Here is a 26,817-nt window from a genome sequence, read left to right on the forward strand (position 1 = left end):
GCAGATGAAGCACGTTTTGCACAGGCAAAACTCGGAGGAGATAGGACGATGGCCAAAAAAGTGAAGGTTTCCGAATTGGTGGAGGTACTCCATATGGAGGTTCTTGCAGGTGAATCTGGACTGAAACGCCCTATAACAACCGGTGATCTGTACCGTCCAGGTCTTGAGATGGCCGGATATTTTAATTACCATCCAAGAGAACGTATCCAGATGCTTGGGAAGACGGAAGTCACCTTCATGGAAATGTTAACGACGGGTGTTAGGCGGAATCGAGTAGAGCAGCTATGCTCGCCGGAGGAAACACCTTGTATCATCGTGACAAGAGGATTGGATGTTCCTGTTGAATTACTGGAAGAAGCGACAAAGCGTGATCTCCCCGTACTTCGAAGCCAAATGTCTACGACGATTTTTGCAAGTCGTTTAACAGGGTTTCTAGAGAATAAATTAGCTCCAAGTACGACAATCCATGGTGTACTTGTCGATGTATACGGAATTGGTATGCTCATTACTGGGAGCAGCGGCATCGGGAAAAGTGAAACAGCACTTGAGCTTGTAAAAAGAGGCCATCGGCTTATTGCTGATGACGCAGTAGAAATTCGTCAAAATGGCGATAAGGTGCTGACAGGAAATGCTCCTGAGCTTATTCGTCATTTGCTTGAAATCCGCGGTGTGGGTATCATTAATGTGATGACTTTATTCGGAGCTGGTGCCATTCGTAATGTAAAGAAGATTTCAGTTGTTGTTAAATTGGAAAATTGGCAGCAGGACAAGCAGTATGACCGATTGGGTCTCGATGAGGAATTGACACGCATCATTGATACGGATCTGCCGCTCGTCACGATTCCTGTTCGACCAGGACGAAACTTAGCGGTTATCGTGGAAGTGGCCGCGATGAACTATCGTTTAAAACGAATGGGATACAACGCGGCACTTCAGTTTACGAATAAACTGACGGAGTCGCTGAACGAAGATTTTGAGGATTTCGATTGATTAAGCAGTATTTTATATAATAATAATGAAGGAGTGAAACTATGCTCGAAAGTGTTGCGTTTTCCTTGGGACCGATACACGTCAGGTGGTATGGCATTATTTTAGGTACAGCTGCGTTAATTGGTTTGTTACTGGCAATCCGAGAAGGGAAGCGGTTCCGAATCGTTCCTGACTTTTTCATGGATTTATTGTTAATTGGGGTGCCTTCAGCGATTGTTGGCGCTAGACTTTACTATGTAGCCTTCCAGTGGTCCGATTATAAGGATAATTTAGCTGAAATTTTTATGATATGGCACGGCGGTATTGCCATCTATGGAGCACTAATTGGTGCGATTATCGGTACTTTTTTCTACGTAAGAGCCAAAGGGTACTCGTTCTTGAGAATCGCGGACATTTGTGCACCAGGTTTAATTGTAGGACAAGCGATAGGACGTTGGGGCAACTTTATGAATCAGGAAGCCCACGGAGGCCCTGTCACGGAGTCATTCTTACGAGACTCTTTACACCTGCCTAATTTTATCGTGAATCAAATGAACATTGAGGGTACTTTTTATCACCCGGCATTTCTGTATGAATCTGTCTGGAATCTCTTAGGGCTGTTAGTTCTACTCTGGCTTCGTCGCAGGCCTTTCCTTCGAGCAGGGGAACTATTTTTCAGTTATTTTATCTGGTATTCCATTGGTCGTTTCTTTATCGAAGGTGTGCGTACAGATAGTCTCGATTTCACTGGTCCCACGTGGCTTGCGTCGCTCTTGAATACACTGTGGTCACCAATGACAGTTGTTTTTGAACCGGGCGTACTTACCTATGGCGGCAATGTGAGATTCTCGCAGTTATTAGCGCTTCTGATCGTGATAGGAATGGTTATTGTTATTATCGTGAGAAGGAAAAAAGGATACGCGAATGTGCGTTATGTCGACCCGATTGTTTCCACGAAAGCCGAAGAGAAAAACAAAGTGATGAAAGATCAAGAGATAGATAAAGGAGCAGACTATGATTCAAACCGTACTGTTTGATCTGGATGGAACGATTGTTGATACGAATGAGCTTATCGTGCAATCTTTTTTGCATAGCCTGGAAGGCGAGACGGCAGAGCCTGTCAGTCGGGAGCTAATCATTCCGAATATGGGGCGTCCCCTTGTTGAGCAAATGGAATTTTTTACAGGCAGGAAGGAGGTTGAAGAGATCATAAAGAAATATCGGACCTTCAACTTATCCAAGCATGATGAGCTGGTCAAAGAATTTCCGAATGTACATACGGCGATGGCTAAGTTGCACGCAAACGGGATTAAAATCGGGATCGTAACTAGCAAGATTAGGCAAACCACTTTGATGGGCTTAAAGCTTTATGGACTGGATACTTTCGTTAGTACCATCGTGACCGTTGAGGATGTAAAGGAGCCTAAACCGCATCCTGAAGGCATAATTGCAGCGCTTAAGGTGTTAGGGAGTACTGCGGACCAAGCGGTAATGGTTGGAGATAGCCATTATGACATTGAGGCTGCCAAAAATGCGGGCGTCATATCTGTTGGCGTATCCTGGTCCTGGAAAGGGCGCTCCTACTTAGAGCAGTATAACCCGGATCATTTGATCGACGATATGCTTGACCTGCTTCCTATTGTGGGGCTGACGTCGGATGTGGATGCTGTTTGAGAAAAACGGATAAGTATCCGGTAGATGGACCTAATGCTTTATGGCAAATCTATCATACCGTAAGCAAATGGAAGGCGATGCGGAATTTCTTATTTATTCAAATAACGCGGTACTCGCCTTCGCTGCGTATGAAAAATTGGATTTACCGACATGTATTGGGGATGAAGGTTGGTGAGCATACCGCTTTTGCTTTGATGGTAATGGTGGATGTTTTTTTCCCAGAGAAGATTCATGTAGGAAGCAATACGATTATTGGGTATAACACGACAATATTAGCCCATGAATATTTAACTAAAGAGTATAGACTCGGGGATGTAAATATTGGATCGCATGTGATGGTAGGCGCCAATACGACGATTCTACCCGGTGTGACGATTGGAGACTATGCTATTATTGGAGCGGGTTCGGTTGTGCACAAGGATGTAGCACCGTACAGCTTTGTGGCAGGGAATCCACTTCAGACGATTCGTGAAAGATTTAATGAGAAATGAGAGTTGTATGCTGTAGAGCTGTACAGCTCTTTTTTTTGCGCATGAATGAGGATATCAAGAGCGGATAATCAGGGGAAAGACGATTGACGGTCCTAAGCTTACGTGATAAAATAGCCGTACATTCTTTATTTTGGTAGTATGGTAGCACGTTACTGTGTTAAAGTGAATAAAGAGGAAATTGAATTCCTACATGTTGAGGTGAGACGGTGTCAAAGCCAAAAGTATTTGAAAAACCGTTAGGGGTTAAAGATTATTTGCCCGAAGCGGTTACGAAACTGCGAAATATTGAATTCCGTGTATTGGCCTGTATGGAACGCTGGGGTTATAACCAGATCATTACGCCTACACTCGAATATTACGATACCGTTGGTGTTGCGAGCTCCACAGAAGACAAGAAGCTGTTTAAGTTGCTTGACCGTAAGGGAAAGACACTTGTTTTGCGGTCTGAATTGACAGCGCCAATAGCGCGTGTAGCTTCTTCTTTGCTGAAAGAACATGCGTTTCCATTACGCTTATCTTATCATTCGAATGTCTTTCGTTCGATTGAAGAAGAAGCTGGGCGGGATTCGGAGTTTTTCCAGACGGGCGTCGAGCTTATTGGAGATGCTTCATCCGAAGCGGATGCTGAGGTTGTAGCGTTAGCGATTGCTTCGTTGCAAGCGGCTGGCGTAGGTGCATTCAAGATTGCGCTCGGTCACGTAGGCTTCCTGAACGGTTTGTTTCAGGAAACGCTGGAAGGACGCAGTGATGCACAGCTCGCGCTGAAGGAGCATTTGCTCAGTCGCGATTATGTGGGGTACCGCGAAGCCATTAAGTCGTTAGCCCTTACACCGGAAGTGGAACGTGAGCTGGGTGGTGTATTAAGACTTAGAGGCGGAGATGAAATTTGTGAGCAAGCTCGTATGGTATCTCAGCACCCCATCGCGCAGGATGCGATTCGTCATTTATGCGAAGTATGGGATGTATTGAAAGCCTATGGAGTTAGTGAGCATGTAGTGATTGATTTAACAATGATTGGAGATTTCTCCTACTATACAGGTATGACCTTTGAGGGATATGCGTCTGATTTAGGCTTCCCGGTCTGCAGCGGCGGCAGATATGATAATCTGCTGAGTCAGTTTGGGCGTCCGGCTCCGGCAACGGGGTTTGCGCTCAAGACGAACCGAATCCTAGAGGTTACAGGAAAAGAGAACGTGGAGCAGCCAGGGCGTGTGCTGATAGCCTACGATGCTGAGCATCGTGAAGAAGCGCTGCGGCTGGCGAAGGCTATGCGCAGCAGTGATGATGAAGTTATCATTATCACGCAGTTGGTGAGCGAGTATGAAGCTTGGTCGAATGAATTGTTGAATAAGGGAGACAGCTACGAGCTTGGCGGAACGGTTTATAGTGATGTTATTACGATGATTGATATAGCGGTTTGATTGGAAATATTTAAACGAGTTGAGAGAGCTAGTGCAAGATCGGGAGCAGGACAAATGCAATATAAGTGAAAATGCAGAAGTGAACGTCGAATTGAATGCAGAATTAATTGCAGGAAAATGAAATCAAATGCATGAATGGGTCTCGCTCCGTTGATTTGAAGTTTGAAGGAGGTTGGAACGGTGGATGATATTCTAAAAGTAGCGATGCCGAAAGGCCGTATATATAAACAAGCAGCAAAGCTTTTTCATAAAGCGGGTCTGCCGATTCCAGAGGACCTGGAAGAAGGACGCCGGTTAATCATTCCTGTTCATGAAGCAAGAATGGAATTCATTTTGGCGAAACCGGTGGATGTTCCTACCTATGTCGAATATGGCGTAGCGGATATCGGGGTTGTCGGCAAGGATGTCCTGATGGAGGAGAACCGCAACGTGTACGAGCTGCTGGATCTGGGCATCGCACGCTGCCGGATGTCGGTTATTGGACTGCCGGATTGGAAGCAAGAGATCAATCCGCGCGTCGCGACGAAGTATCCGAACGTCGCTTCTCAGTATTTTCGCGAGCGAGGGCAGCAGGTTGAGGTTATCAAGCTAAACGGCTCAATCGAGCTTGCGCCGCTGATTGGCCTTGCTGACCGGATCGTGGATATGGTCGAAACGGGAGAGACACTTCGGGAGAACGGACTTGTGGAGCAAGAGGAGATTTTTCAGATTACGAGCCGCTTAATTGCGAATCGTGTGAGTTACCGCATGAAGAATGATTCTATTCAGCGGTTATGTGATATGCTGCAGGCTGTTTTGCCTGTGATTAAGGCGTAGAGCAAACGCACTTTAGAGGAACGACGATCCTCTATTTGAGCGAAATAAGGGTTTGAAGAGGCGGAAACAACGAAATAAGGGATCCTCGTTCCTCGAATGCATGAAAATAGGCTGTTTTCCGGCAAATAACGCATCCACGTTCCCCTCATGGAGGAACTGGAATCGTAAGCGCAGAAAATGGGGCAAATAAGTAGCTATGGTGCAATCGATATAGATAAGTAAGACGATCAAGAGAGGATGATGAAGATGCGGATACTTCCCGCCTCGGAATTTCAATTGAACCGCGAGGTCGAATACGGCTCACCCGAGCAAAATGAGACCGTCCGCCGCATCATCGATGAGGTGCGGCAGGACGGAGATGCCGCGCTGCGACGCATGGCGCAGCAGTTCGACCGCGTCACCGTCGCTGAGCTTCGCGTCAGCGACGAGGAGATCCAAGCGGCGTACGCGCAGGTCGACGCCGAGTTCCTGGCGGCGCTGCGACAAGCCGCCGCCAACATTCGTGCGTTTCATGAGAAGCAGAAACGCACGTCGTGGATGGACCTGCAGGCGAATGGCAGCCTGCTGGGCCAAATCATCCGACCGCTGAAGCGGGTCGGATTGTACGTGCCCGGAGGGAAGGCGGCTTACCCTTCCTCCGTGCTCATGAACGCCATCCCCGCGATCGTCGCGGGGGTGCCGGAGATCGCGATGGTGACGCCTCCGGCCACCGCGGGGGAAGAGGGCATCAACCCGCATATCCTCGTGGCAGCAGCCGAAGCGGGTGTGAAAGAGATCTACCGCGTAGGCGGGGCGCAGGCGGTAGCTGCGCTGGCCTACGGCACGGAATCGATCCCGCCGGTCGATAAGATCGTCGGGCCCGGCAACATCTACGTCGCGCTGGCGAAACGCTTCGTGTTCGGCGTCGTCGATATCGACATGATCGCCGGACCAACGGACATTGTCGTGCTTGCTGATGAGCACGCCGATCCTGAATATGTCGCGGCCGATTTGCTGGCACAGGCCGAGCATGACGAAATGTCACCGTCAATTCTGGTCACACCATCAAGAGAGCTTGCCGAAGCGGTTCGGCTAGAGCTATGGCGGCAGCTGGATGTACTGCCGAAGAAAGCGATCGCCTCTGTGTCCACAGCGACCAAAGGAGCTATACTCCTTGTGGATAACTTGGACGAGGGCGTGGACGTTGTCAATCGCTTGGCGCCGGAGCATTGTGAGCTGTTAGTGCAGGAGCCTTTTAATCTGCTGCCTCGCATTGAGAATGCAGGAGCTATTTTCCTAGGAGCCTACAGCACGGAACCCGTCGGCGATTATTTCGCTGGACCTAACCATGTGCTGCCAACGAATGGCACAGCCCGCTTTTCATCGCCACTGAATGTGGACGATTTCCTAAAAAAATCAAGCGTTATTCACTATAGCAAGGAAGCACTGATCGCAAACGGCGAAATGATTATGACGCTGGCCCGTAACGAAGGGTTGGAAGGTCATGCAAGAGCGGTAGAGATCCGACTCAAGAAGGAAGGGAAGTTGAAATAATGGCTGAACAAGATAAAGAGATCACTCGCTCAGCGCGTGTAGCCCGCAAAACGAATGAGACTGACATTGCCCTCGCGTTTCAAGTAGATGGAACAGGGGTTTCTGAGATCCAAACCGATGTACCTTTCTTGAACCATATGCTTGATTTGTTCACAAAACACGGACAGTTCGATCTGAATGTCGTTGCTAAAGGCGATATCGAGATCGATGATCATCATACGGTTGAAGATATTGGCATTTGTTTAGGTCAAACCCTTCGTGAAGCACTAGGCGATAAAAAAGGGATTAAACGCTATGCTAGCGTATTCGTCCCTATGGATGAAGCCCTTGCTCAAGTTGTCATCGACATTAGCAACCGACCGCATTTGGAATATCGTGCGCAGTATCCTTCACAAACTGTGGGCAGTTTTGATACGCAGCTTGTTCAAGAGTTTCTGTGGAAGTTTGCTCTGGAAGCCCGTATCACGCTGCATGTTATCGTACATTACGGACAAAACACGCATCACATGATTGAGGCTGTATTTAAAGCTTTAGGCCGAGCGTTAGATGAAGCGACATCGATTGATCCTCGTGTACAGGGGGTTCCTTCGACGAAGGGGGTGCTGTAAGAATGATCGCTATTATTGATTATGGAATGGGCAATTTACACAGCGTAAGCAAGGCTGTCGAGCGTCTAGGTTACGAAGCTGTTGTAACAGGGGATGCCGATCAGATCCTTGCAGCTGAGGGTGCTATCCTACCAGGTGTAGGCGCATTCGGGGATGCGATGGAGCAGCTGCGCGAGTCGGGGCTGAATGATGTCGTCATCCGTTATGCGGAATCGGGTAAGCCTCTATTAGGCATTTGCCTTGGTATGCAGTTGTTGTTCGCCAGCAGCGAGGAGCATGGGGATCATGAGGGGCTTGCCCTTTTGCCTGGCTCGGTCGTTCGCTTTCGCGGCGACTACAAAGTGCCGCATATGGGTTGGAATGGATTAGTCTACAAGCAAAATGCGAGTCCTATCTTCCAAGGTATCGAAGAAGGGCACGTTTACTTCGTCCACTCCTATCATGCGAAGCCGGAGCGCGAAAGCGACCTGTTGGCGGTAACGGATTACCATCAGCCGGTGACGGCCATTGTAGGCAGAGACAACGTATATGGCATGCAGTTTCACCCCGAAAAAAGTGGGGATTTCGGCATGCAGCTGCTTAATAATTTTCTGAAAATGTGCAAATAGTTTGCTCTTTTGCTTTTAGATAATCAGGTAAGGAAGGAAGTGCCCATCATGTTAGCGAAAAGAATTATTCCTTGCCTAGACGTCAAGGATGGCAGGGTGGTCAAGGGCGTTAATTTCGTTAATTTGCGCGATGCTGGTGATCCGGTGGAACTGGCAGCGATTTACGATAAAGAGGGCGCGGATGAACTGGTGTTCCTCGATATTTCGGCTTCAGTGGAAGGACGGGCGACGATGGTAGAGGTTGTCCGTCAAACGGCAGGGGAGATTACGATCCCTTTCACCGTAGGCGGCGGCATCTCCAGTGTGGATGACATGAAACGCCTGCTTCGCGCCGGAGCAGATAAGATCGGTATCAACACCGCAGCAGTTCGCAATCCTCAGCTCGTTTCGGATGGAGCGCGGAAGTTCGGTTCCCAGTGTGTTGTTGTTGCCATTGATGCGAAGTACAATAGCGAGTGGGGCGAGTGGGAAGTGTTCACACATGGCGGACGCAACGCCACTGGTATCAAGACGTTGGAGTGGGCGAAACGTATGGAAGAGCTTGGCGCAGGAGAAATTTTGCTTACCAGCATGGATGCCGACGGGACGAAGGACGGCTTTGATTTGAAGCTAACGCGTGCCGTGTCCGAACTTCTCACGATTCCCGTGATTGCTTCCGGTGGAGCGGGCAAAGCGGAGCATTTCTACGATGTATTTACCGAAGGCAAAGCCGATGCAGGTCTGGCGGCAACCATTTTTCACTATAAAGAGTTAACGATTCAAGGGGTCAAAGACGACCTTAAAGGTAAAGGGGTTGAAATCCGATGACATTTTCAATAGATCAAATTACTTATGATGCACAGGGTCTTGTACCTGCCATCGTGCAGGACGCAGTCAGCAAAGAAGTGCTTATGCTTGCTTACATGAATAGCGAGTCATTACAGCGTACGATACAAACGGGTGATACTTGGTTCTGGAGCCGTTCCCGTCAAGAGTTGTGGAACAAGGGGGCAACTTCCGGTCATACACAAAAGGTAAAATCACTCCGGTACGACTGCGATGCAGACACGCTTCTGGTTCTCGTGGAACAAGTGGGACCTGCTTGCCACAATGGTACTTATACGTGCTTCACAGCTAACATTCCTCTGGGAGATGAAGGTTCTGCGCAAGAAGTCGCACCTGCTGCCTCTGCTGGTGATCGTTTCGCGATCCTTGGCGAGTTGGAAGCTGTGATTGCTTCGCGTGACGCTGAGCGTCCTGAGGGCGCTTATACAACGTATCTTTTTGAAAAAGGTGTCGATAAGATTCTCAAAAAAGTCGGCGAAGAAACGGCCGAAGTGATTATCGCAGCCAAAAACAAAGATAACGAAGAGCTTCGCTATGAAGCGAGTGATCTTATTTTTCACTTAATGGTCCTTTTACGTAATAATAAATTGCCTTTGGATGATATTATGAAAGAGCTGGCTAATCGGCACGTCAAAAAATAAATAAAAACGACCTGGAGTGAATTCACGATGTTGATTGATTATCATACACATCATGTACGCTGCGGTCACGCCTCTGGGGAACTGGAGGAATACGTCAAACGCGGCATCGAGATCGGGCTCACACAGTTGGGGCTTTCGGATCATATGCCGCTTTTGCATGTGGACCCTGCGACTTATTGGCCGGAAATGGCCATGCCGATGGAAGAACTGCCTCGCTACGTCGAGGAGTGTCTGCATCTTAAAGAGAAGTACAAAGATCAGATTGATATCCGTGTCGGGCTAGAGGGCGATTATATCGAGGGCTATGAGACGGAGATTGCCGCAATCATCAAAGCATACCCATGGGACTATGTTATCGGTTCTGTCCATTTCCTTGGCGAGTGGGATATTTCTGATTTTAGGCAGCTTGCGGGTTGGGATGGCAAGGATATTTATACTATTTATACGCAATACTACGAGGCAGTGAAGAAAGCAGTCCGAACCGGACTGTATGACTATATTGGTCATATAGATATGATTAAACGATTTGGTTACGTCCCGGATCGTGATCCGTGGGAGTTGGAGAAGGCGGCATTGGACACTGTGAAAGAATGTGGGCTTGCGATCGAGCTGAATGCTTCGGGCTTGCGCCATCCGTGTAAAGAGATGTTCCCGAGCCGCCGAATGCTGGAATATTGTCATAAGGTGGGAATTCCATTGACGATAGGTTCGGATGCGCACCAGCCGGATCGGTTGTCCCAATATTTGGACGAAGCTAGGGAACTCTTGAAATCCGTTGGATTTAACGAAATAGCCACATTTTCTGCCCGAAAACGACATCTTGTGACTTTTTAATTTCGACATGTTTCATGTATAATGAGTAGGAACTGTATAATCTATTTAATGAACCTTCGGAGGTAACCATTAACCATGCATAGCGACAATGTTAAAATCTTTTCCGGATCTTCGAATCCGAAGCTTGCGGAACGTATTTGTAAAGAGCTCGGCCAGCCGCTTGGACAAATTAAGCTTTCCCGTTTTAAAAGCGGAGAAATTTACTGTCTTTACGAAGAAACGATTCGTAACTGTGACGTATTCCTGGTACAAACTTTTTCCCATCCGATTAATGAGCACATGATGGAACTTCTGGTCATGATGGATGCGGCGAAAAGAGCTTCTGCAAGAACGATCAACCTTGTCATCCCTTACTATGGTTACTCTCGTCAAGAACGTAAAGCTGCTCCGCGTGAGCCGATTTCTGCTAAATTAGTAGCTGACTTATTCAGTGCAGCAGGTGCAACTCGTGTTGTAACGATTGACCTTCATGCACCTGCGATTCAAGGCTTCTTCAATATTCCGGTGGATCATCTGACAGCCCTTGATCTTATCAGTGATTGCATCAAGAAAAAGAATTTACCTAACCCTATCATCGTATCTCCGGATGCGGGACGTGCGACAACTGCTGAAAAAATGGCAAACATTCTCGATGCGCCATTCGCGATGATGATTAAGAAGCGCCCAGAACACAATGAGTCGGTGATTACCCACGTCATTGGTGATGTTGTAGGACGTACTCCGATCATTATCGAGGATCTTATCGATACCGGTACGACGATTGTCAACGTTGTTGAGAGTCTGAAGGAAAGAGGAGCACATGACGTATATATTTGTGCGACACATCCTGTGTTCTCCGGACCTGCCCTGCAGCGTTTAGATCACCCTAGCATTAAGGAAGTCATCATCACGGACTCCATTGCGATTCCAGAAGGACATTCCGATAAATTCAATGTGCTTTCAGTAGCTCCGCTGTTGTCTGATGCGATTCGCATTATTAATGAAGGTGGATCCCTATCCTCCCTATTCAAATACGGCGGCGTATAAGGAAGCTTTAAAAGGCGACTTTGAAAACGAGGATTAAGCAGGGAAGTGGATTCGGCGTCGAATCTTGAACGAAATCCGGGAACTGCGGTACTCACGTAGGCTCACCTACGCTCCGTTCCTCGTTCCTCGGATTTCGTCCAGCCTTCTCGGTTTTGAAAGCCGACTTTTAAAGCCACTATTGCACAAGGGGCAAGAGCAAGTTCAAAGAGCAAAGTTCAAGAGCAAAATCAAGACCAGATCTTACCTTCGGATTATGTTTTTGGCTTCCAAGCGATCTATGGTATAATTTGAGTGTAATCAAATTGCCGGAGGTGTCTTGCTATGGAAAAGATTAAGCGTGTGTCCGAAGCGCCAAAGCCTAAAGTTATCTCAATTAACATGGATGCCGCATTCTTTTTCGAGAGAGCGGTTCAATCTTTGGATCGGTTTCATTATGATAAGGCATTGAAATATTTCCGGCGAGCTGCAGAATATGAGCAGGATAACCCTGTGAATCACTGCAATCTCGCAGGAGTTCTCTCCGAAATGGGCAATTATGACGAGTCGAACCAAATTCTGCAGCATGTCCTTGATATGATCGATCCCGAGATGACGGAATGTCACTTTTATATGGCAAACAACTATGCCAACATGGAAAATTTCGAGCAGGCTGAACAAGCGTTGGTTCGATACTTGGAGACGGACCCAACAGGTCAATTCATGGATGAATCCGAAGAAATGATGGAAATGCTAAGCTACGAGCTTGAACGTCCCGCCCCTCTCACTAGCATTAAGAGTCGAGAAGGGCTCTTCGAGCATGATAAAGCCCGTGCGCTTCTCGAAGAGGGTAAGTTCGCTGAAGCTGTGAGGCAGTTAGAGAAATTGGTGAAGAATCAACCTGATTTCACAGCTGCCCGCAACAATCTGGCCCTTGCTTATTACTATATGGGTCAGTTTGAGAAGGCAATGGAAACGATTCGTGCGGTGCTCGACATCGATGCCGGAAATCTGCATGCGCTATGTAATATGGCCATTTTCCATCAGCATTTCGGTAACAAGGAGGAGTTAGCAGAGCTAACATCTCTATTGTGCAAGACGTTTCCTTTTCAGCAGGATCATGTTTTCAAGCTTGCTACAACGATGGGCATCCTTTCTGAGCATGAGAAGGCATACCACTTGTTTAAGCGCCTGCTTAAAGCAGGAGACGGTACAGCAGACCCTTGCCTCTATCATTATGCAGCGGTAGCAGCCAGCCATATCGGTCGATTCGGCGAGGCTTACCGATATTGGAAGCAAGCCGAGAAGCTTGATCCCGGCGCCGAAATTTCCAAGTTTTACTTGGAGCAGCTGCGCTCACGCGAGAAGGTCGAAGGGCCGCTAACGTGGAGCTATCACTACCATCTGCCTTTCGAAGAGCAGTTTAGGGTGTTGGAGAAATCCACGCAAGGAATCCCAGACCAATTGAAGAAAGATCCGCTAGTGCGTTCTTCCTTCTTCTGGGCTTTGCGCCATGGTGATATCGAGACGAAGCTGCAGGTGATCCAAGCGTTCGGCTTAATTGCTGATAATGAAGTGAGAGATGCTTTGCAGGATTTCATCCTAGATCGTCAAGAGGATGACTATTTGAAACGAGTCGCCATTTTCGTGCTTCGCAGTATGGGGATCCGAGAGTCACTTCCCGCCTATCTTGAGAACCAAGAGATTACGGTAGAGGCCTCTCCTTACTCGCCGCATTTGCCTATTTGGGATGCCAAATGGCAGAGTGTGATGGAAACGGCGCTTTCCCATATGCACAAGCGCTATGATATGGTTCAACAGTATGATTTGGAAATCTTATGGGTTGAATTTCTGACGAAGATCTACCCGGGCGTGCCTAAGATTCATAAATCCGAGGGCTGGGCGGCAGCGTTAGAATATTTGATCGCTAAGATGCATCGCCGAGCTATTTCCTACCAGGAAGTATCTACACGCTATGGCGTTACAGTCTCAACAGTAAGCCGCAATGTAAAGTTGATTGATGACACGTGCGGTTTACGTGAGAAGATGGAAGCTATTTTTAACAAATTCACGAGTATTTGATAGCCAGTCTTTTGTCTTGTCGAAAGACTTGGCTTTCATACATAAATAAAGAGGCGGTTTCGACTGCTCGCATGGAAGCACAATAAAGCGGAGCATACGAAGGCTGTCTTGCTGAAGCAAAACGCAGGCGATGCTTACGTAGATAGCTTTCCTAAGGAAAGCACCTAGGAGGGAAACCATATGTACAAATCAGTCGTTGTAGGAACAGGACCATCCGGTCTAACAGCAGCCATTTATTTAGCGCGTGCCAACCTTAGCCCGCTCGTTATTGAGGGGCCAGAGCCAGGGGGACAGCTAACCACTACTACCGAAGTAGAGAACTTCCCCGGCTTCCCTGAAGGGATTATGGGTCCTGAATTAATGGAGAATATGCGTAAGCAAGCAGAACGTTTCGGCGCCGAATTCAAAACCGGTTGGGTGAACTCTGTTGAGCTGACGAATCGTCCGTTTAAACTGCAAGTTGAAGGTCTTGGCGAGATCGAGACAGAAACACTGATTATCTCCACGGGTGCTTCTGCCAGATTGCTGGGAATTACCAATGAGAGAGAAAACATCGGACGCGGCGTAAGTACTTGCGCAACGTGTGACGGATTCTTCTTCCGCGGCAAAAAGATTGTTGTCGTTGGTGGTGGTGACTCAGCCATGGAAGAGGCGAATTTCCTTACTCGCTTTGCTTCGGAAGTTCGCTTAGTCCACCGTCGCGATGAACTTCGCGCTTCGAAGATTATGCAGGACCGTGCTCGCGGCAACGAAAAAGTAAAATGGGCACTGAATAATACGCCGCTTGAAGTTGTAGCTGGTGAAAAAGGTGTAACAGGCCTGAGGGTCAAAAATAACGAAACCGGTGAAGATGAAATCATCGAAACGGACGGTATCTTTGTAGCTATCGGCCATACACCGAATACGAAGTTCTTAGGTGGACAAATTGATACGGATGAGCACGGCTATATTATTGTGAAGCCGGGCACGACGGAAACGAATATCCCTGGTGTATTTGCTTGTGGTGACGTGCAAGACACGAAGTATCGCCAAGCGATTACAGCGGCAGGAAGTGGATGTGCAGCTGCCCTGGAAGCTGAAAAGTTCCTAGAAGGAAGCATCGTACACGATTGGAGCCAGTCGCTGTAAGTGGTCTGGAGTCTTTACAGCAAACGTGGAGGGCTAATCTCTCCACGTTTTCTCATTTCTTTGGGAGCTGTTGAATCTTGACCAGTTTCCAGGCTTGACTTATAGTTGGAACAGGAGCATAAGTAAACCCCACAAAGTGACGCATAGCCTTCGAAGCATATTCCGATTACTTTGCGGGGACCCCGGAAAATATCCGAAAATTATATGAATATTCATGAGGTGACCTTGCAATGTCAGATCAGATTTATATCGGTGTAGATTTAGGCGGTACGAATATCAAAGTGGGTATCTGCGATGAGCAGGGGAAACTGCTGCATACGTTTGAAGGCCCTACAGGTGCGGAAAATGGTTCTGATTTTGTAATTGAGCGAATTGCGCAGTATGTACGCCAAATTGTCGAAGAGTCTCCGTTTGAATGGGAGCAAGTGGCTGGTATTGGCGCAGGTTTAGCCGGATTCATGGATATTCCGGAAGGCTTTGTCAAATTCTCTCCCAATTTGCAATGGCATAATGTCCCTGCGAAGAAAATGCTGGAAGAATTTCTTGGTAAAACAGTTAAGATTGACAACGATGCTAATGTAGCTGCTTTAGGCGAAGCTTGGGCAGGCAGCGGAGCAGGAATTCCAAATATAGTTTGCTATACGCTCGGAACAGGTGTTGGCGGCGGGATTATTATTAATGGGAAAATTTATCAAGGTTCTACGGGTATGGCTGGAGAGCTTGGTCATATGTCCGTTGTGCCCGACATTGAAGCGATTCAGTGTGGATGTGGACAAATGGGTTGTCTAGAAACAGTTTCGTCGGCGACAGGCATCGTTCGTATGGCCAATGAAGCGGTTGAACGCGGCGAGAAAACGTCATTAGCTCTTCATGAGAAGATTGAAGCGAAGCATGTCTTCGATGCAGCCAAGAGCGGAGATGAAGTATCCCTGCGCATCGTGAACCGTGCTGCATATTATATTGGACGTTCGATGGCTGCGTTGGCTGTTATTATTAACCCGAAACGATTCATTATCGGTGGTGGTGTTTCTAAAGCAGGAGAAATTTTATTCCAACCGATTCGTGAAACCTTTAAGAAATACACGCCAGAGACAGCCTCAGAAGGTGTTGAGATCGTTGCTGCAACACTCGGTAACGATGCAGGCATCGTGGGCGCTGCTGGTTTGAATTTAAGATAGTCGTAAAACGTACTGTTCGTATGGTTAGCGGATCTGAGTTGGCCTGCGAGAAGCACTCCAAAGGAAGGTGTCATTCATGGAAGAAAACCACCCTTTAGCGAAACTGGTCATAATTACAGGAATGTCAGGTGCAGGTAAGACGATTGCTGTACAGAGTCTAGAGGATTTAGGATTCTTCTGCGTAGATAATTTGCCTCCTGTGCTGATTCCTAAATTTGCTGAGTTGATCGAGCAGTCGATGGGGAAAATCGGCAAAGTGGCACTGGTGATTGATTTGCGAGGGCGTGAATTTTTCACTGCACTTCAGGAGTCGCTTCGTTATATTCAAGAGAATTACACGCTTAGTTATGAAATTCTATTCCTAGATGCTACCGATGCGACGCTAGTACAGCGTTATAAGGAAAGCCGCCGCCGTCACCCGCTAGCTCCCGATGGAGCGCCGCTTGAAGGTATTGGTCTTGAGCGTAAACTGCTTGAAGAGCTGAAAGGCTTAGCCACACAGGTTATTGACACAAGCACGCTTAAGCCGGTGCAGCTCAAAGAAAGAATTATTTCCCGGTTTACCAATTTGGAAACAAACCGCATATCTATAAATGTAATCTCCTTCGGATTTAAGTATGGTGTCCCTATTGATGCTGATTTAATCTTCGATGTTCGCTTCTTACCGAATCCACACTATGTCGAACAGCTTCGTCCACAGACGGGTCAAGATCCCGATGTGTATGATTACGTGATGAAGTGGAGCGAAACGCAAGAGTTCCTGAATAAGCTGCTCGATATGCTGCATTTCTTAATGCCTCAATATAAGAAAGAAGGCAAGAGCCAGGTTGTTGTAGGAATAGGCTGCACTGGAGGTAAACACCGATCCGTCGCCATCACGGAATATCTCGGCAAAGTGATGGGGAATAGCGAAACCGAAACCGTGCGTTTGAGTCATCGAGACGCCGAGCGGGACCGTGTATAAGCAGTCCTACGATTAAGAGGGTGAAAGAAGTATGGAACATGTTGAATTACAACGCAAGCCCAGAATAGTCGTTATTGGCGGTGGAACAGGTCTTTCGGTTATGCTTAGAGGATTGAAGGAGAAACCGGTTGATATTACAGCCATTGTGACGGTAGCGGATGATGGAGGAAGCTCTGGCATTCTCCGGAATGAATTGCAGATGCCTCCTCCAGGTGACATTCGCAGTGTACTAACGGCCCTTGCTGATGTCGAGCCCTTGTTATCGCTTATTTTGCAATATAGATTTCAAGTGGGTACAGGTTTAGCTGGACACAGTCTGGGAAATCTAATACTAGCAGCTCTTACGGATATTACAGGTGACTTTGTCACTGCGGTTCAAGAGATGAATCGGGTATTTGCTGTCCGAGGCCGGGTGCTCCCCGCATCGAATCAAGCTATCGTGTTGAAAGCGATCATGGAAGATGGTACCTTAGTCGTAGGCGAGTCCAAGATTCCAAAAGCAGATGGACGCATCAAACGTGTATTCATCGAGCCGACTAACGTGACACCGCTAGCTGAAGCCGTTCAAGCTATACGCGAAGCGGATGCCATATTATGCGGCCCTGGTAGTTTATATACCAGCTTACTGCCGAATCTACTTGTCCCTGGGATCGCGGAAGAAATTATGAAATCGAATGCTGTAAAGTTGTTCATCTGCAATGTGATGACACAGCCAGGCGAAACCGACGACTACTCGGTCAGCGATCATCTGGATGCCATTTATGATCACCTGGGCCAACATTTGTTTGACTATGTGATTGTGAACAATGGGGAAATCCCTCCGCAAGTTCAGGCGAAATATGCGGAAAAGGGTTCGAAAGCGGTTCATTTGGACCTAGAAGAAGTCACGAAGAGAGGGTATCGGATTATTGCTGATCGACTCGTGCTATTTCGTACCTACCTTCGTCATGATGCAGAGAAATTGAGTGACCATATTTATCAGCTCGTCGAAAGCTGGATGTTAAGGAAGAAGTGAGTCCCTTGTCCTTTGCGGCAACAACCAAAAAAGAATTGACGTTAATTACAGATGCGGAAGCATGTTGTGAAAAAGCGGAGCTGTCAGCTTTGATTCGAATGAATGGATCTGTGCAGCTAACCAGCCAACGCGTCGTACTTGATATTTCCACCGAGAATGCAGCTATTGCTAGGCGGATATACACGCTCATCAAAAAGACGTACAAATTGCACACTGAGCTGCTCGTGCGTAAAAAAATGCGTTTGAAGAAGAATAACGTGTATATTGTTAGAGTACCCGGTCAGGTCCAGGAGCTGCTCAGTGATCTAAAAATTGTTTCCGAAGGGTTCATCTTCACTACGGGAATTAATAAAGAGATCATTCGAGGCAATTGCTGCAAACGTGCCTATCTTCGTGGGGCATTCATGGCTGGAGGCTCGGTGAATAATCCCGAGGGTTCTTCTTATCACCTCGAGATTGCCTCGATTTACGAGGAGCATTGCAAGGCGTTGTCACAGCTTGCGAACAAATTCGATTTGAATGCCCGCTGCATCGAGCGCAAAAAAGGGTTCGTCTTGTATATCAAGGAAGGCGAGAAGATTATTGAGTTTCTAAGTATCATTGGGGCACATCAAGCGCTGCTGCGCTTTGAGGATGTCCGGATCATGAAGGATATGCGTAACTCGGTAAATCGTATTGTCAATTGTGAAACAGCGAACCTCAATAAGACGATTGGTGCAGCCGTTAGACAGATCGAAAATATCCGTCTCCTGCAAAGGGAGGTCGGACTGGATAGCTTGCCTGAGAAGCTAAGAGAGGTTGCCGAGATTAGACTTCAGCATCCCGATCTGAATCTCAAGGAGGTTGGCGACATGCTTAAGGGCAGTGTAAGCAAATCTGGCGTCAATCATCGTCTACGAAAAATCGACGAATTGGCTGAAAAACAGCGGAATTCGTAGATAAGATGGCCCTGTACAGCGCATCTATAAGTTTTTCTCATTTTTTCTAGTGTACTTCAGGGAAAAATGCTATAATGTTAAAACATAGGGTATAGCACTGTTATCAATAGTAATTCATATAAGCTCCATATTAGGGGGAATTAGTTCCATGTCCAGACGTCCAGTCGTTGTGAAGTTGAGAACAGGACTTCATGCCAGACCTGCGGCATTGTTTGTTCAAGAGGCGAATAAATTTTCATCTGAGATCTTTGTTGAGAAAGATGAAAAGAAAGTGAATGCGAAAAGCATCATGGGAATTATGAGTCTTGCGATCAGTACAGGGACCGAAGTCTTCATAAGTGCAGAAGGTTCGGACGCCGAGCAGGCTGTAAACGCTTTAGTCACATTAGTTAGCAAGGAAGAATTGGAAAACCAATAATCCTTCAAAAGCTTCCTTTCGAGGAGGCTTTTTTGCGAGTGAAGTGGCCGTACAGTACAGCGAAGTTTAATAAGTGTCAAATTTGTTAACAATTAGGGAAATTAGCAACCTTTTTCTCTTGTCGACGTCTAATGAACGTGGCCAACGAAGGAAAGGGCTATTTGCCATTTCTGCCGGCTGCATTCAAATGTTAAAGGAGCCAGAGAAGAGAATGAAATTGAATTCGCTAAAAAAAGAGGTTACCCTCCTGCTTGCGTTGATCGTGTTTCTTGCTAGTACGATCGTATCACCGGCAGCTCACGCGGTATCGACAAGCTCGTCCTTCATTTTACTTTATATCGATAAGTCAGAAGCGTTCGTAAATGAGGAGCAAATCCATTTGGAGTCTCCGTCCACGATTATCAATGGCAGTACATTCGTCCCTGCTAAGTTCCTTGGGGATACGATGGGTTTCAAGGTGGAGTGGAATGATGCTTCACGGACTATTCAGATGACCCCTCCGGGTTACGACATCGTTCTCGATGCGGATCATAAGACCGTGACCACCAATGGGGTAGATACACCATTCAACACGGTTGCTGCGATCGTAAATGGGAAGCTTCTAGTGAAGCTAACTTGGTTAGCAGACTATATGGGCGCGAAGTATAAATATAATAATGAACTCCGTCGAGTGGAAATCGTACACTTTAAGACGCCTGAGGGCATCTATATTGACCAGGATAGCAACTCCAGACCTGTAGCTAAGTTCGCAACAGCAAAGCCTACATACCGTCTTGGAGAGCCTGTGAAGTATCTCGATCTTAGCTATGATCCCGATGCGGAAGGTATTGCGTCCTATGATTGGGCAGGCAATCAAGAAGCCTTTTTCAAACCAGGTAAATATCCGGTTACTTTGACGGTGAAAGATGGTCACGGACATGTAAGTAAATTGTTCAAAAGCTTTGTAACGGTGGTTAATGAACCTTATTTGACTGAAGTGGAATACCCGATTTATATGAAGCCGGTTGGTGGTTTCATCAAGTCGGACTGGGGCACGATTTGGGCTCATTTCAATGAGATGGCTCCTTTGCCTAAGAAAGTAACCGAAGTTCCAGGGCGTACGCTGCTAGTGAGCGACAGTCCGGAAGAATTTACAGAGAGTGGTATTCTGTACCGTGATAACATCAATGGTAAGGCGCGACTGTATGCCGATCATATCAACGGTACGAAGCAGAAAATGACCATGGCGATATTCGCAACGAATAACTCGGATAAGCCGGTTAAGATCAAGACAACAAATAAAGGGGAGGTGTATCCTTCCGTTTATGCGAATTTGATCGGTAGCGAAGCATCCGTAGACTTCCTTCTAGGCAATGTGTACACGGACGAACTGACGGTGCCTCCTCATGAGACTTACGTATATGCGAAGCTTCCGGACTTCTATCCGGGGCAGGGTGTGAACTTATTTTACGATGTGGAAACAGATGGTGAACTGCAAATCTCGTTCGGTGTGACGGATCGCATGCTGACGCCAACGATAGCACAAGAGCTTCCGTTATTAGGCTTCACTGGCCACGTACGCGGGACGTTCCCGATATCAGAGATTAAATGGGATGTAGACGCCACAAGCTTCACGAAAACGTCGGTACTAACGATTGGGGATAACAAGACGGATCCGTTCGTTAAAGGGTATGACGTGATGCGTAAGCAGAATGTGGAAAACGGTGGTAATTATGGCGTAGTCTATAAAATCCATGCGGATAAGCCGCGCAAGATGGCTGTTATGATCATGGCCAAAGGCGGTGTGTTCAAAGGACCGTTCAAAATAAACGGTGAAATCATTCCAGTTCCATATTCCGGTGTCATTACGGCATTTGACGGAATGGAAGTACTGGCTCGTACAACGGGTACGGAAGACGCGCTGGACATCGAGTTCACGCCTCCGGCTGGATCGGCATTCCCGATTGACCTGATTTTCTATCCATTGGATGAGAAGAAGTAAGGTAAGTTTGAATAGATAAGAGCCTTTGGAGACCCTAGTGTTGCTTAACAGCATAACACTGGGGTCTCTGGAGGCTTTTATTTTGTTTGCAAGCTTGAATCAGCGGTGAGGAGATGGGTAATAAGCTCGGAAACCTAGCCTACAGTAAGCTCAACCCAAGATGAGGCTGGGTTGTGAGGGCTGAGAAGTCGGTTTCCAAGCTTACGGCGGCGGAGAGAAGTAGAATGTGAGGAGATCCAATAAAAAAACCAGCCGCACGGCCGCTCGTTCGAGCAGTCACTGCAGGCTGGTTTTTTATTTTACAAATTAGACGCGCTCGATGACTTTATCGATGAGTCCGTATTCGGCCGCTTCCGCAGCGCTCATGAAGTTGTCGCGGTCTGTATCCTTTTCGATGCGCTCAAAAGTTTGGCCCGTGCGCTCTGCTAGGATTTTGTTCAGGTTGTCTCTCATTTTCAAAATACGCTTAGCGCGGATTTCGATGTCTGAGGCTTGACCTTCAGCACCACCTAGTGGTTGGTGAATCATGACTTCACTGTTAGGCAAAGCGTAACGTTTGCCTTTGGCACCTGCTGTGAGGAGGAATGCTCCCATAGAAGCAGCCATACCAACACAGATCGTAGATACGTCTGGCTTAATGAACTGCATCGTGTCAAAGATAGCCATACCGGCTGTAATGGAACCGCCAGGGCTGTTGATGTAAAGCGAGATATCTTTATCAGGATCTTGTGCGGCCAAGAAAAGTAGCTGAGCAATGATGGAATTAGCCACAACATCGTTGACACCCGTGCCTAAGAAAATAATGCGGTCCTTCAGCAAGCGAGAGTAGATGTCATACCCTCTTTCACCGCGCGCGTCCTGTTCGACGACCATAGGGATAAAACTCATGAGAATGACCTCCTTGGGGTGGGTAGATGGTTTAAAAGTTTGATGCGTGGAATCAATGTCATCATTGAATTATGAAATTGATCTCCCGTGTACATACTGTTTACAGTATCTACAAGTATGATAACGAAAAAACCTCTGAAGGTCAAGAAAGGTCAAACTAACAACAAAAAAAATCAGCAGGGAAGCTGATTTTGGCCATTCTGATGCTGATTCTACTGCAATTCTTATGAACGCGCCCGAAAGGAATCGAACCTTTATCTCAGGCTTCGGAGGCCTACGTCATATCCATTGGACCACGGGCGCATAAAAAGTTAAAAAGTGAAGCAAGGGTTATTATATGTCAGCCAACCAGAAAAAGCAAGACAGTAAGCCCTTTCAGCCCATATTGGTGAAAAAAGTTTGAACAAATGTTGAATCTGGAAAGATTATTGGTTATAATGAGAAAGTAAGCTATCAGAAAGCATTCACGCTGAACAATTTTCAGTGATTTCATCTTTCTGATGTAAGATTTGTGCAAGAAACTTTTTTTTTCGCCCGGGTGGGACACAAAATGTATACCCGGGACATAAAACGTCCAGTAGACGGATCAGGAGCGTTATAAGTCGTCATATGAGAGAAATTCTTGACATTCAGAAACAGCTCTTGCCGGATCTCATGGACATCATGAAGAAGCGGTACTCGATTCTACATCATATCTTAGTCTCTGGTGTTGTCGGACGCAGAACGTTAGCTTCTTCGCTCGATATGACTGAACGCGTGCTGCGCGGGGAAGTTGATTTCCTTAAGGAGCTCGGACTTCTCGAATCGGATGCCACAGGGATGAAGATTAGTGAGTCCGGCCGTCAATTGCTTGAAGACATGCAGCCCATCATTAAGATGGCTTTTGGATTGACGGACTTAGAGGAAAGCATTGCTAAGTCGTATAGCATCTCGCAAGTGATTGTTGTCCCAGGAGACTCCGACACTTCGGTATTTACGAAGAAGGAGCTAGGACGTGCAGGTGCAGCAGCGCTCCGCAAGTACGTGTCCAAAGATGATATCATCGCAGTAACCGGCGGATCTACGATGGCGCAGATTGCCAATAACCTGGCGATATCCTCATCGATGAAAGGCAGTTGGTTTGTACCTGCTCGAGGTGGACTTGGTGAAAGTGTGGATATGCAGGCGAACACCATTGCTTCTATTATGGCCAAGAAAACTGGCGGTAAATACCGATTGCTGCATGTACCGGATCATCTCGGGGAAGAAGCGTACCAATCGCTCATCCAAGATCCACAAATTCAAGAAGTTGTTAACGCTGTTCGCAGTTGTCGCATTGTTGTACACGGTATCGGGGATGCTATGGTTATGGCACGAAGACGTAAGGTCGACGCCGAGACGACACGCAGTCTGGAAGCCGAGGGTGCTCTCGCAGAGGCGTTAGGGTACTATTTTGACCGCCAAGGAAATGTGGTTCACAAGATGCCAACCTTAGGACTTCGTCTGGAGGATCTTCAGCGCATTGAAGTCGTCATTGGTGTAGCCGGCGGGAAGAGTAAAGGGGAAGCGATCGCTTCCGTGCTTCGTCATGGACAGGAAGATGTTCTTGTAACCGATGAGGCAGCAGCTTTAGAAATTATGAAGCATGTTTAAAGAAGACGAAAGACATCATAACGTATGCCTTCATCAGCTGCGTTTTGAAATATAATTATTTATTTAATCTTAGGAGGAATCAGCTATGACAACAAAAGTAGGTATTAACGGTTTCGGACGTATTGGTCGTAACGTATTTCGTGCAGCTTTGAACAACTCAGAAGTACAGATCGTTGCAGTAAACGATTTGACTGACGTTAAAACATTGGCTCATTTGCTCAAATATGACACAACTCACGGTAAACTAGACGCAACAGTTGAAGCTGGTGAAGGCGAATTGATCGTTAACGGTCGTTCCATCAAAGTTTTTGCTGAGCGTGACCCTGGGAACCTGCCTTGGGCATCTGTAGGCGCAGAAATCGTAATCGAATCTACTGGTATTTTCACAGCTAAAGAAAAAGCATCCCTTCACTTGAAAGGCGGAGCTAAGAAAGTTATCATTTCCGCTCCAGCTTCCGACGAAGATATCACAATCGTACTTGGTGTTAACGAAGATAAATATGATCCAGCAGCTCACACAATTATCTCCAACGCTTCTTGTACAACAAACTGTCTGGCTCCTTTCGCGAAAGTTATCAACGATAGCTTCGGTATCGTAAAAGGTATGATGACAACTGTTCACTCTTACACAAATGACCAATCCGTGCTTGACGTTCCTCATAAAGATCTTCGTCGTGCTCGCGCAGCAGCTGAGAACATCATTCCTTCCAGCACTGGTGCAGCAAAAGCAATCGGTCTTGTTCTTCCAGAACTTAAAGGCAAATTGAACGGTATGGCTATGCGTGTTCCTACACCTAACGTTTCCGTTACTGACTTGGTAGTTGAATTGAAAGTTAACGTAACTGTTGACGAAGTAAACGCAGCTCTGAAACAAGCTTCCGAAGGCCCACTTAAAGGCATTCTGAACTACACAGAAGATGCGCTTGTATCCAGTGACTTCAATGGTGACCCAGCTTCCTCCACAATCGATGCTCTTTCCACAATGGTAGTTGGCGACAACATGCTGAAAGTGGTTTCCTGGTACGATAACGAGTGGGGCTACTCCAACCGTGTTGTTGACTTGGTAGCTTTCATCGCTAAAAAAGGTCTGTAATTTCATAGATCATTACAAAAACCATATGAAGGGGAGAAGAGATTCTCCTCTTTATGTGCGATTTTCCCACATAAAAGGTTGACCGGAAGTATACCATACACGTTCAGGAGGCTTTGACCTATGAGTAAGAAAAGTGTTCGCGATGTTGAAGTAGCTGGTAAAAGAGTGTTTGTTCGCGTTGATTTCAACGTACCTGTAGAGAATGGTCAAATCACCGATGATACACGAATCAGAGAAACACTCCCTACGATTAAATTTTTAGTCGAAAAAGGTGCGAAAGTCATTCTTGCAAGTCACTTCGGACGTCCAAAAGGTCAAGTCGTTGAAGAACTGCGTTTAACACCTGTAGCTGCAAAGCTGGCTGAATTGCTTGGACAATCCGTGATTAAAGCGGATGTATCGGTTGGCGAAATCGTGAAAGCGCAAGCGGATGCTCTTGAAAATGGTGACGTTCTCTTGCTTGAAAACGTTCGTTTCAATGAAGGCGAAGAGAAGAATGATCCTGAATTGGCAAAAGCTTTTGCTGAGCTTGCAGACCTGTTCGTCAATGATGCATTCGGTGCTGCTCACCGTGCGCACGCTTCGACAGAAGGAATCGCACACTTCATTCCAGCGGTTTCCGGCTTATTGATGGAGAAAGAGCTTGATGTTCTAGGTAAAGCATTAAACAATCCAGAGCGTCCTTTCACAGCCATCGTTGGCGGATCCAAAGTGAAAGACAAGATCGCTGTCATTGAGAACCTCCTGAACATTGCAGATAACGTCCTTATTGGCGGTGGTCTGACTTATACATTCCTGAAAGCACAAGGTCACGAAATCGGTAAATCTCTCGTGGATAACGAGAAACTCGACCTGGCGCTTAGCTTTATTGAAAAAGCAAAAGAAAAAGGCGTTAACTTCTTGATTCCAGTTGATATCGTTGTTGCTGATAAATTCAGCGCAGATGCGAACACGCAAATCGTTGGCGCTGACGGAATTCCCGCTGAATGGGAAGGTATTGATATCGGACCGAAAACACGTGAACTATATGCAGACGTTATCGCGAAATCCAAACTCGTTGTTTGGAACGGACCGATGGGCGTATTCGAAATTGAGCCTTTCTCCCATGGTACACGTGCCGTAGCGCAAGCTTGTGCAACTACTGAGGGTTACACCGTTATCGGTGGTGGCGATTCCGCTGCAGCAACAGAGAAATTCCACTTGGCTGATCAAATGAACCATATGTCCACAGGTGGCGGAGCTTCCTTGGAATTCATGGAAGGTAAAGCATTGCCAGGCGTAGTAGCCTTGAACGATAAATAATTGATTGTAAAGGAGCATATCCAATGAGTAGAAAGCCGATTATCGCGGGTAACTGGAAAATGTTCAAAACCGTTTCCGAAGCAGTTAGCTTCGTGAATGAAGTAAAAGGCAGCACTGTAGAAGGCGTTGAGAGCGTAATTTGCTCCCCCTTTACGAATCTGCCTGCTTTGGTTGAAGCTGTGAAAGGTACAGACGTTCACGTTGGAGCGCAAAACTTGCATTTTGAAGACAATGGCGCATACACAGGAGAAATCAGCGGCGTTATGCTGAAGGATCTTGGTGTGGAGTATGTCATTATCGGTCACTCCGAGCGTAGAGCTTACTTCGCTGAGACAGATGAAATCGTAAATAAGAAAGTCGTTGCGGCTTTCAAACACGGCTTAACTCCGATCCTTTGCGTAGGTGAAAAGCTGGAAGAACGCGAAGCGGGTCAAACGAAAGATGTTTGTAAAGTGCAAACAGAAGCAGCTTTTGCTGGTCTTAGCGCAGAGCAAGCAGCGCAAGTTGTTATCGCTTATGAGCCGATTTGGGCTATTGGTACAGGTAAATCTTCCACTGCTGAAGATGCACAAGATGTTATCGGCTACATCCGTCAGCTGGTAAGTGGTCTATACGGCGCGTCCGTAGCTGATGCGGTTCGCATTCAATACGGCGGCAGCGTGAAGCCAAATAACATTGCTGAGTACATGGCACAGCCTGACATTGATGGCGCACTTGTTGGCGGAGCGAGCTTAGAGCCAGCTTCCTACATCCAGCTCGTTCAGGGGGCGAAGTAA

General features: G+C 47.0%; 26 protein-coding genes and 1 tRNA gene. 25 read left to right on the plus strand and 2 right to left on the minus strand.

All coding sequences use genetic code 11. From position 1 onward, the window contains the following. Positions 1-48: 48 nt before the first annotated feature. From hprK to QFZ81_RS35575, 21 genes are all read left to right on the plus strand, one after another. The gene (hprK, locus tag QFZ81_RS35475; protein WP_047678955.1) at positions 49-990 is read left to right on the plus strand and encodes an HPr(Ser) kinase/phosphatase; all 942 of its coding nucleotides are present in this window, start codon (positions 49-51) and stop codon (positions 988-990) included. A 41-nt stretch (positions 991-1,031) separates the two neighbouring features. Then, entirely contained in the window at positions 1,032-2,006 is a 975-nt protein-coding gene (gene lgt, locus QFZ81_RS35480) for a prolipoprotein diacylglyceryl transferase (RefSeq protein WP_307606485.1), read from the plus strand. Further along, a complete protein-coding gene (gene ppaX, locus QFZ81_RS35485; protein ID WP_057302633.1) occupies positions 1,984-2,643 on the plus strand; it encodes a pyrophosphatase PpaX in 660 nt (219 codons plus the stop codon). The genes lgt and ppaX overlap by 23 nt, the downstream gene beginning before the upstream one ends. Further along, positions 2,640-3,134, plus strand: a complete 495-nt coding sequence (locus QFZ81_RS35490) for an acyltransferase (RefSeq protein ID WP_307436204.1) — start codon at positions 2,640-2,642, stop codon at positions 3,132-3,134. The genes ppaX and QFZ81_RS35490 overlap by 4 nt, the downstream gene beginning before the upstream one ends. Before the next feature lie 206 nt (positions 3,135-3,340). Next, on the plus strand, positions 3,341-4,555 hold the full coding sequence (locus tag QFZ81_RS35495) for an ATP phosphoribosyltransferase regulatory subunit (protein ID WP_307436202.1): 1,215 nt from the start codon (positions 3,341-3,343) through the stop codon (positions 4,553-4,555). Positions 4,556-4,735: 180 nt separating this feature from the next. Then, complete coding sequence (gene hisG, locus QFZ81_RS35500; protein ID WP_057302649.1) at positions 4,736-5,371, plus strand: ATP phosphoribosyltransferase; 636 nt, start codon at positions 4,736-4,738, stop codon at positions 5,369-5,371. A gap of 246 nt (positions 5,372-5,617) precedes the next feature. Then, complete coding sequence (gene hisD / locus QFZ81_RS35505; RefSeq protein WP_307449226.1) at positions 5,618-6,904, plus strand: histidinol dehydrogenase; 1,287 nt, start codon at positions 5,618-5,620, stop codon at positions 6,902-6,904. Next, entirely contained in the window at positions 6,904-7,512 is a 609-nt protein-coding gene (gene hisB / locus QFZ81_RS35510) for an imidazoleglycerol-phosphate dehydratase HisB (protein ID WP_307606488.1), read from the plus strand. The genes hisD and hisB overlap by 1 nt, the downstream gene beginning before the upstream one ends. A 2-nt stretch (positions 7,513-7,514) precedes the next feature. Then, entirely contained in the window at positions 7,515-8,120 is a 606-nt protein-coding gene (gene hisH / locus QFZ81_RS35515) for an imidazole glycerol phosphate synthase subunit HisH (RefSeq protein WP_307436196.1), read from the plus strand. Positions 8,121-8,168: 48 nt separating this feature from the next. Next, complete coding sequence (hisF, locus tag QFZ81_RS35520) at positions 8,169-8,927, plus strand: imidazole glycerol phosphate synthase subunit HisF (protein ID WP_307606490.1); 759 nt, start codon at positions 8,169-8,171, stop codon at positions 8,925-8,927. After that, positions 8,924-9,586, plus strand: a complete 663-nt coding sequence (gene hisIE / locus QFZ81_RS35525; protein ID WP_307436191.1) for a bifunctional phosphoribosyl-AMP cyclohydrolase/phosphoribosyl-ATP diphosphatase HisIE — start codon at positions 8,924-8,926, stop codon at positions 9,584-9,586. The genes hisF and hisIE overlap by 4 nt, the downstream gene beginning before the upstream one ends. 27 nt (positions 9,587-9,613) lie before the next feature. Next, complete coding sequence (gene hisJ, locus QFZ81_RS35530) at positions 9,614-10,420, plus strand: histidinol-phosphatase HisJ (RefSeq protein WP_307606492.1); 807 nt, start codon at positions 9,614-9,616, stop codon at positions 10,418-10,420. Positions 10,421-10,495: 75 nt separating this feature from the next. Then, positions 10,496-11,446, plus strand: coding sequence for a ribose-phosphate diphosphokinase (locus tag QFZ81_RS35535; RefSeq protein WP_057302624.1), 951 nt, complete (start codon positions 10,496-10,498; stop codon positions 11,444-11,446). 321 nt (positions 11,447-11,767) lie between these two features. Continuing rightward, positions 11,768-13,504 (plus strand): tetratricopeptide repeat protein, encoded by a 1,737-nt coding sequence (locus QFZ81_RS35540; protein ID WP_307436186.1) that lies wholly within the window; start codon positions 11,768-11,770, stop codon positions 13,502-13,504. Positions 13,505-13,684: 180 nt separating this feature from the next. Next, positions 13,685-14,632 (plus strand): thioredoxin-disulfide reductase, encoded by a 948-nt coding sequence (gene trxB, locus QFZ81_RS35545; protein WP_307606494.1) that lies wholly within the window; start codon positions 13,685-13,687, stop codon positions 14,630-14,632. A 230-nt stretch (positions 14,633-14,862) separates the two neighbouring features. Further along, entirely contained in the window at positions 14,863-15,810 is a 948-nt protein-coding gene (locus tag QFZ81_RS35550; protein ID WP_307436182.1) for an ROK family glucokinase, read from the plus strand. 76 nt (positions 15,811-15,886) lie between these two features. Continuing rightward, entirely contained in the window at positions 15,887-16,774 is an 888-nt protein-coding gene (gene rapZ, locus QFZ81_RS35555) for an RNase adapter RapZ (RefSeq protein WP_056833528.1), read from the plus strand. 31 nt (positions 16,775-16,805) lie between these two features. Beyond that, the gene (locus tag QFZ81_RS35560) at positions 16,806-17,789 is read left to right on the plus strand and encodes a gluconeogenesis factor YvcK family protein (RefSeq protein WP_307606496.1); all 984 of its coding nucleotides are present in this window, start codon (positions 16,806-16,808) and stop codon (positions 17,787-17,789) included. A gap of 5 nt (positions 17,790-17,794) precedes the next feature. Further along, entirely contained in the window at positions 17,795-18,727 is a 933-nt protein-coding gene (whiA, locus tag QFZ81_RS35565) for a DNA-binding protein WhiA (protein WP_029195994.1), read from the plus strand. Between the two features lie 148 nt (positions 18,728-18,875). Further along, positions 18,876-19,145 (plus strand): HPr family phosphocarrier protein, encoded by a 270-nt coding sequence (locus tag QFZ81_RS35570; protein ID WP_028555561.1) that lies wholly within the window; start codon positions 18,876-18,878, stop codon positions 19,143-19,145. 211 nt (positions 19,146-19,356) lie between these two features. Next, positions 19,357-21,126, plus strand: a complete 1,770-nt coding sequence (locus QFZ81_RS35575) for a stalk domain-containing protein (protein WP_307606498.1) — start codon at positions 19,357-19,359, stop codon at positions 21,124-21,126. A gap of 306 nt (positions 21,127-21,432) precedes the next feature. Here QFZ81_RS35575 and clpP read toward each other — a convergent pair whose 3' ends face one another. Next, complete coding sequence (gene clpP, locus QFZ81_RS35580; RefSeq protein ID WP_029195996.1) at positions 21,433-22,014, minus strand: ATP-dependent Clp endopeptidase proteolytic subunit ClpP; 582 nt, start codon at positions 22,012-22,014, stop codon at positions 21,433-21,435. A gap of 231 nt (positions 22,015-22,245) precedes the next feature. Further along, positions 22,246-22,317: transfer RNA gene (locus tag QFZ81_RS35585), tRNA-Arg, on the minus strand. A 306-nt stretch (positions 22,318-22,623) separates the two neighbouring features. On the opposite strand from QFZ81_RS35585, the gene QFZ81_RS35590 reads away from it, so the two are divergent. From QFZ81_RS35590 to tpiA, 4 genes are all read left to right on the plus strand, one after another. Beyond that, positions 22,624-23,646, plus strand: coding sequence for a sugar-binding transcriptional regulator (locus QFZ81_RS35590; protein WP_307436160.1), 1,023 nt, complete (start codon positions 22,624-22,626; stop codon positions 23,644-23,646). 85 nt (positions 23,647-23,731) lie between these two features. Further along, entirely contained in the window at positions 23,732-24,739 is a 1,008-nt protein-coding gene (gene gap / locus QFZ81_RS35595; RefSeq protein ID WP_171641362.1) for a type I glyceraldehyde-3-phosphate dehydrogenase, read from the plus strand. 120 nt (positions 24,740-24,859) lie between these two features. Continuing rightward, a complete protein-coding gene (locus tag QFZ81_RS35600; RefSeq protein WP_307606500.1) occupies positions 24,860-26,041 on the plus strand; it encodes a phosphoglycerate kinase in 1,182 nt (393 codons plus the stop codon). 23 nt (positions 26,042-26,064) lie between these two features. Next, complete coding sequence (gene tpiA / locus QFZ81_RS35605) at positions 26,065-26,817, plus strand: triose-phosphate isomerase (RefSeq protein WP_307436153.1); 753 nt, start codon at positions 26,065-26,067, stop codon at positions 26,815-26,817.

It is taken from the genome of Paenibacillus sp. V4I9 (assembly GCF_030817295.1).
Classification (GTDB): Bacteria; Bacillota; Bacilli; order Paenibacillales; family NBRC-103111; genus Paenibacillus_E.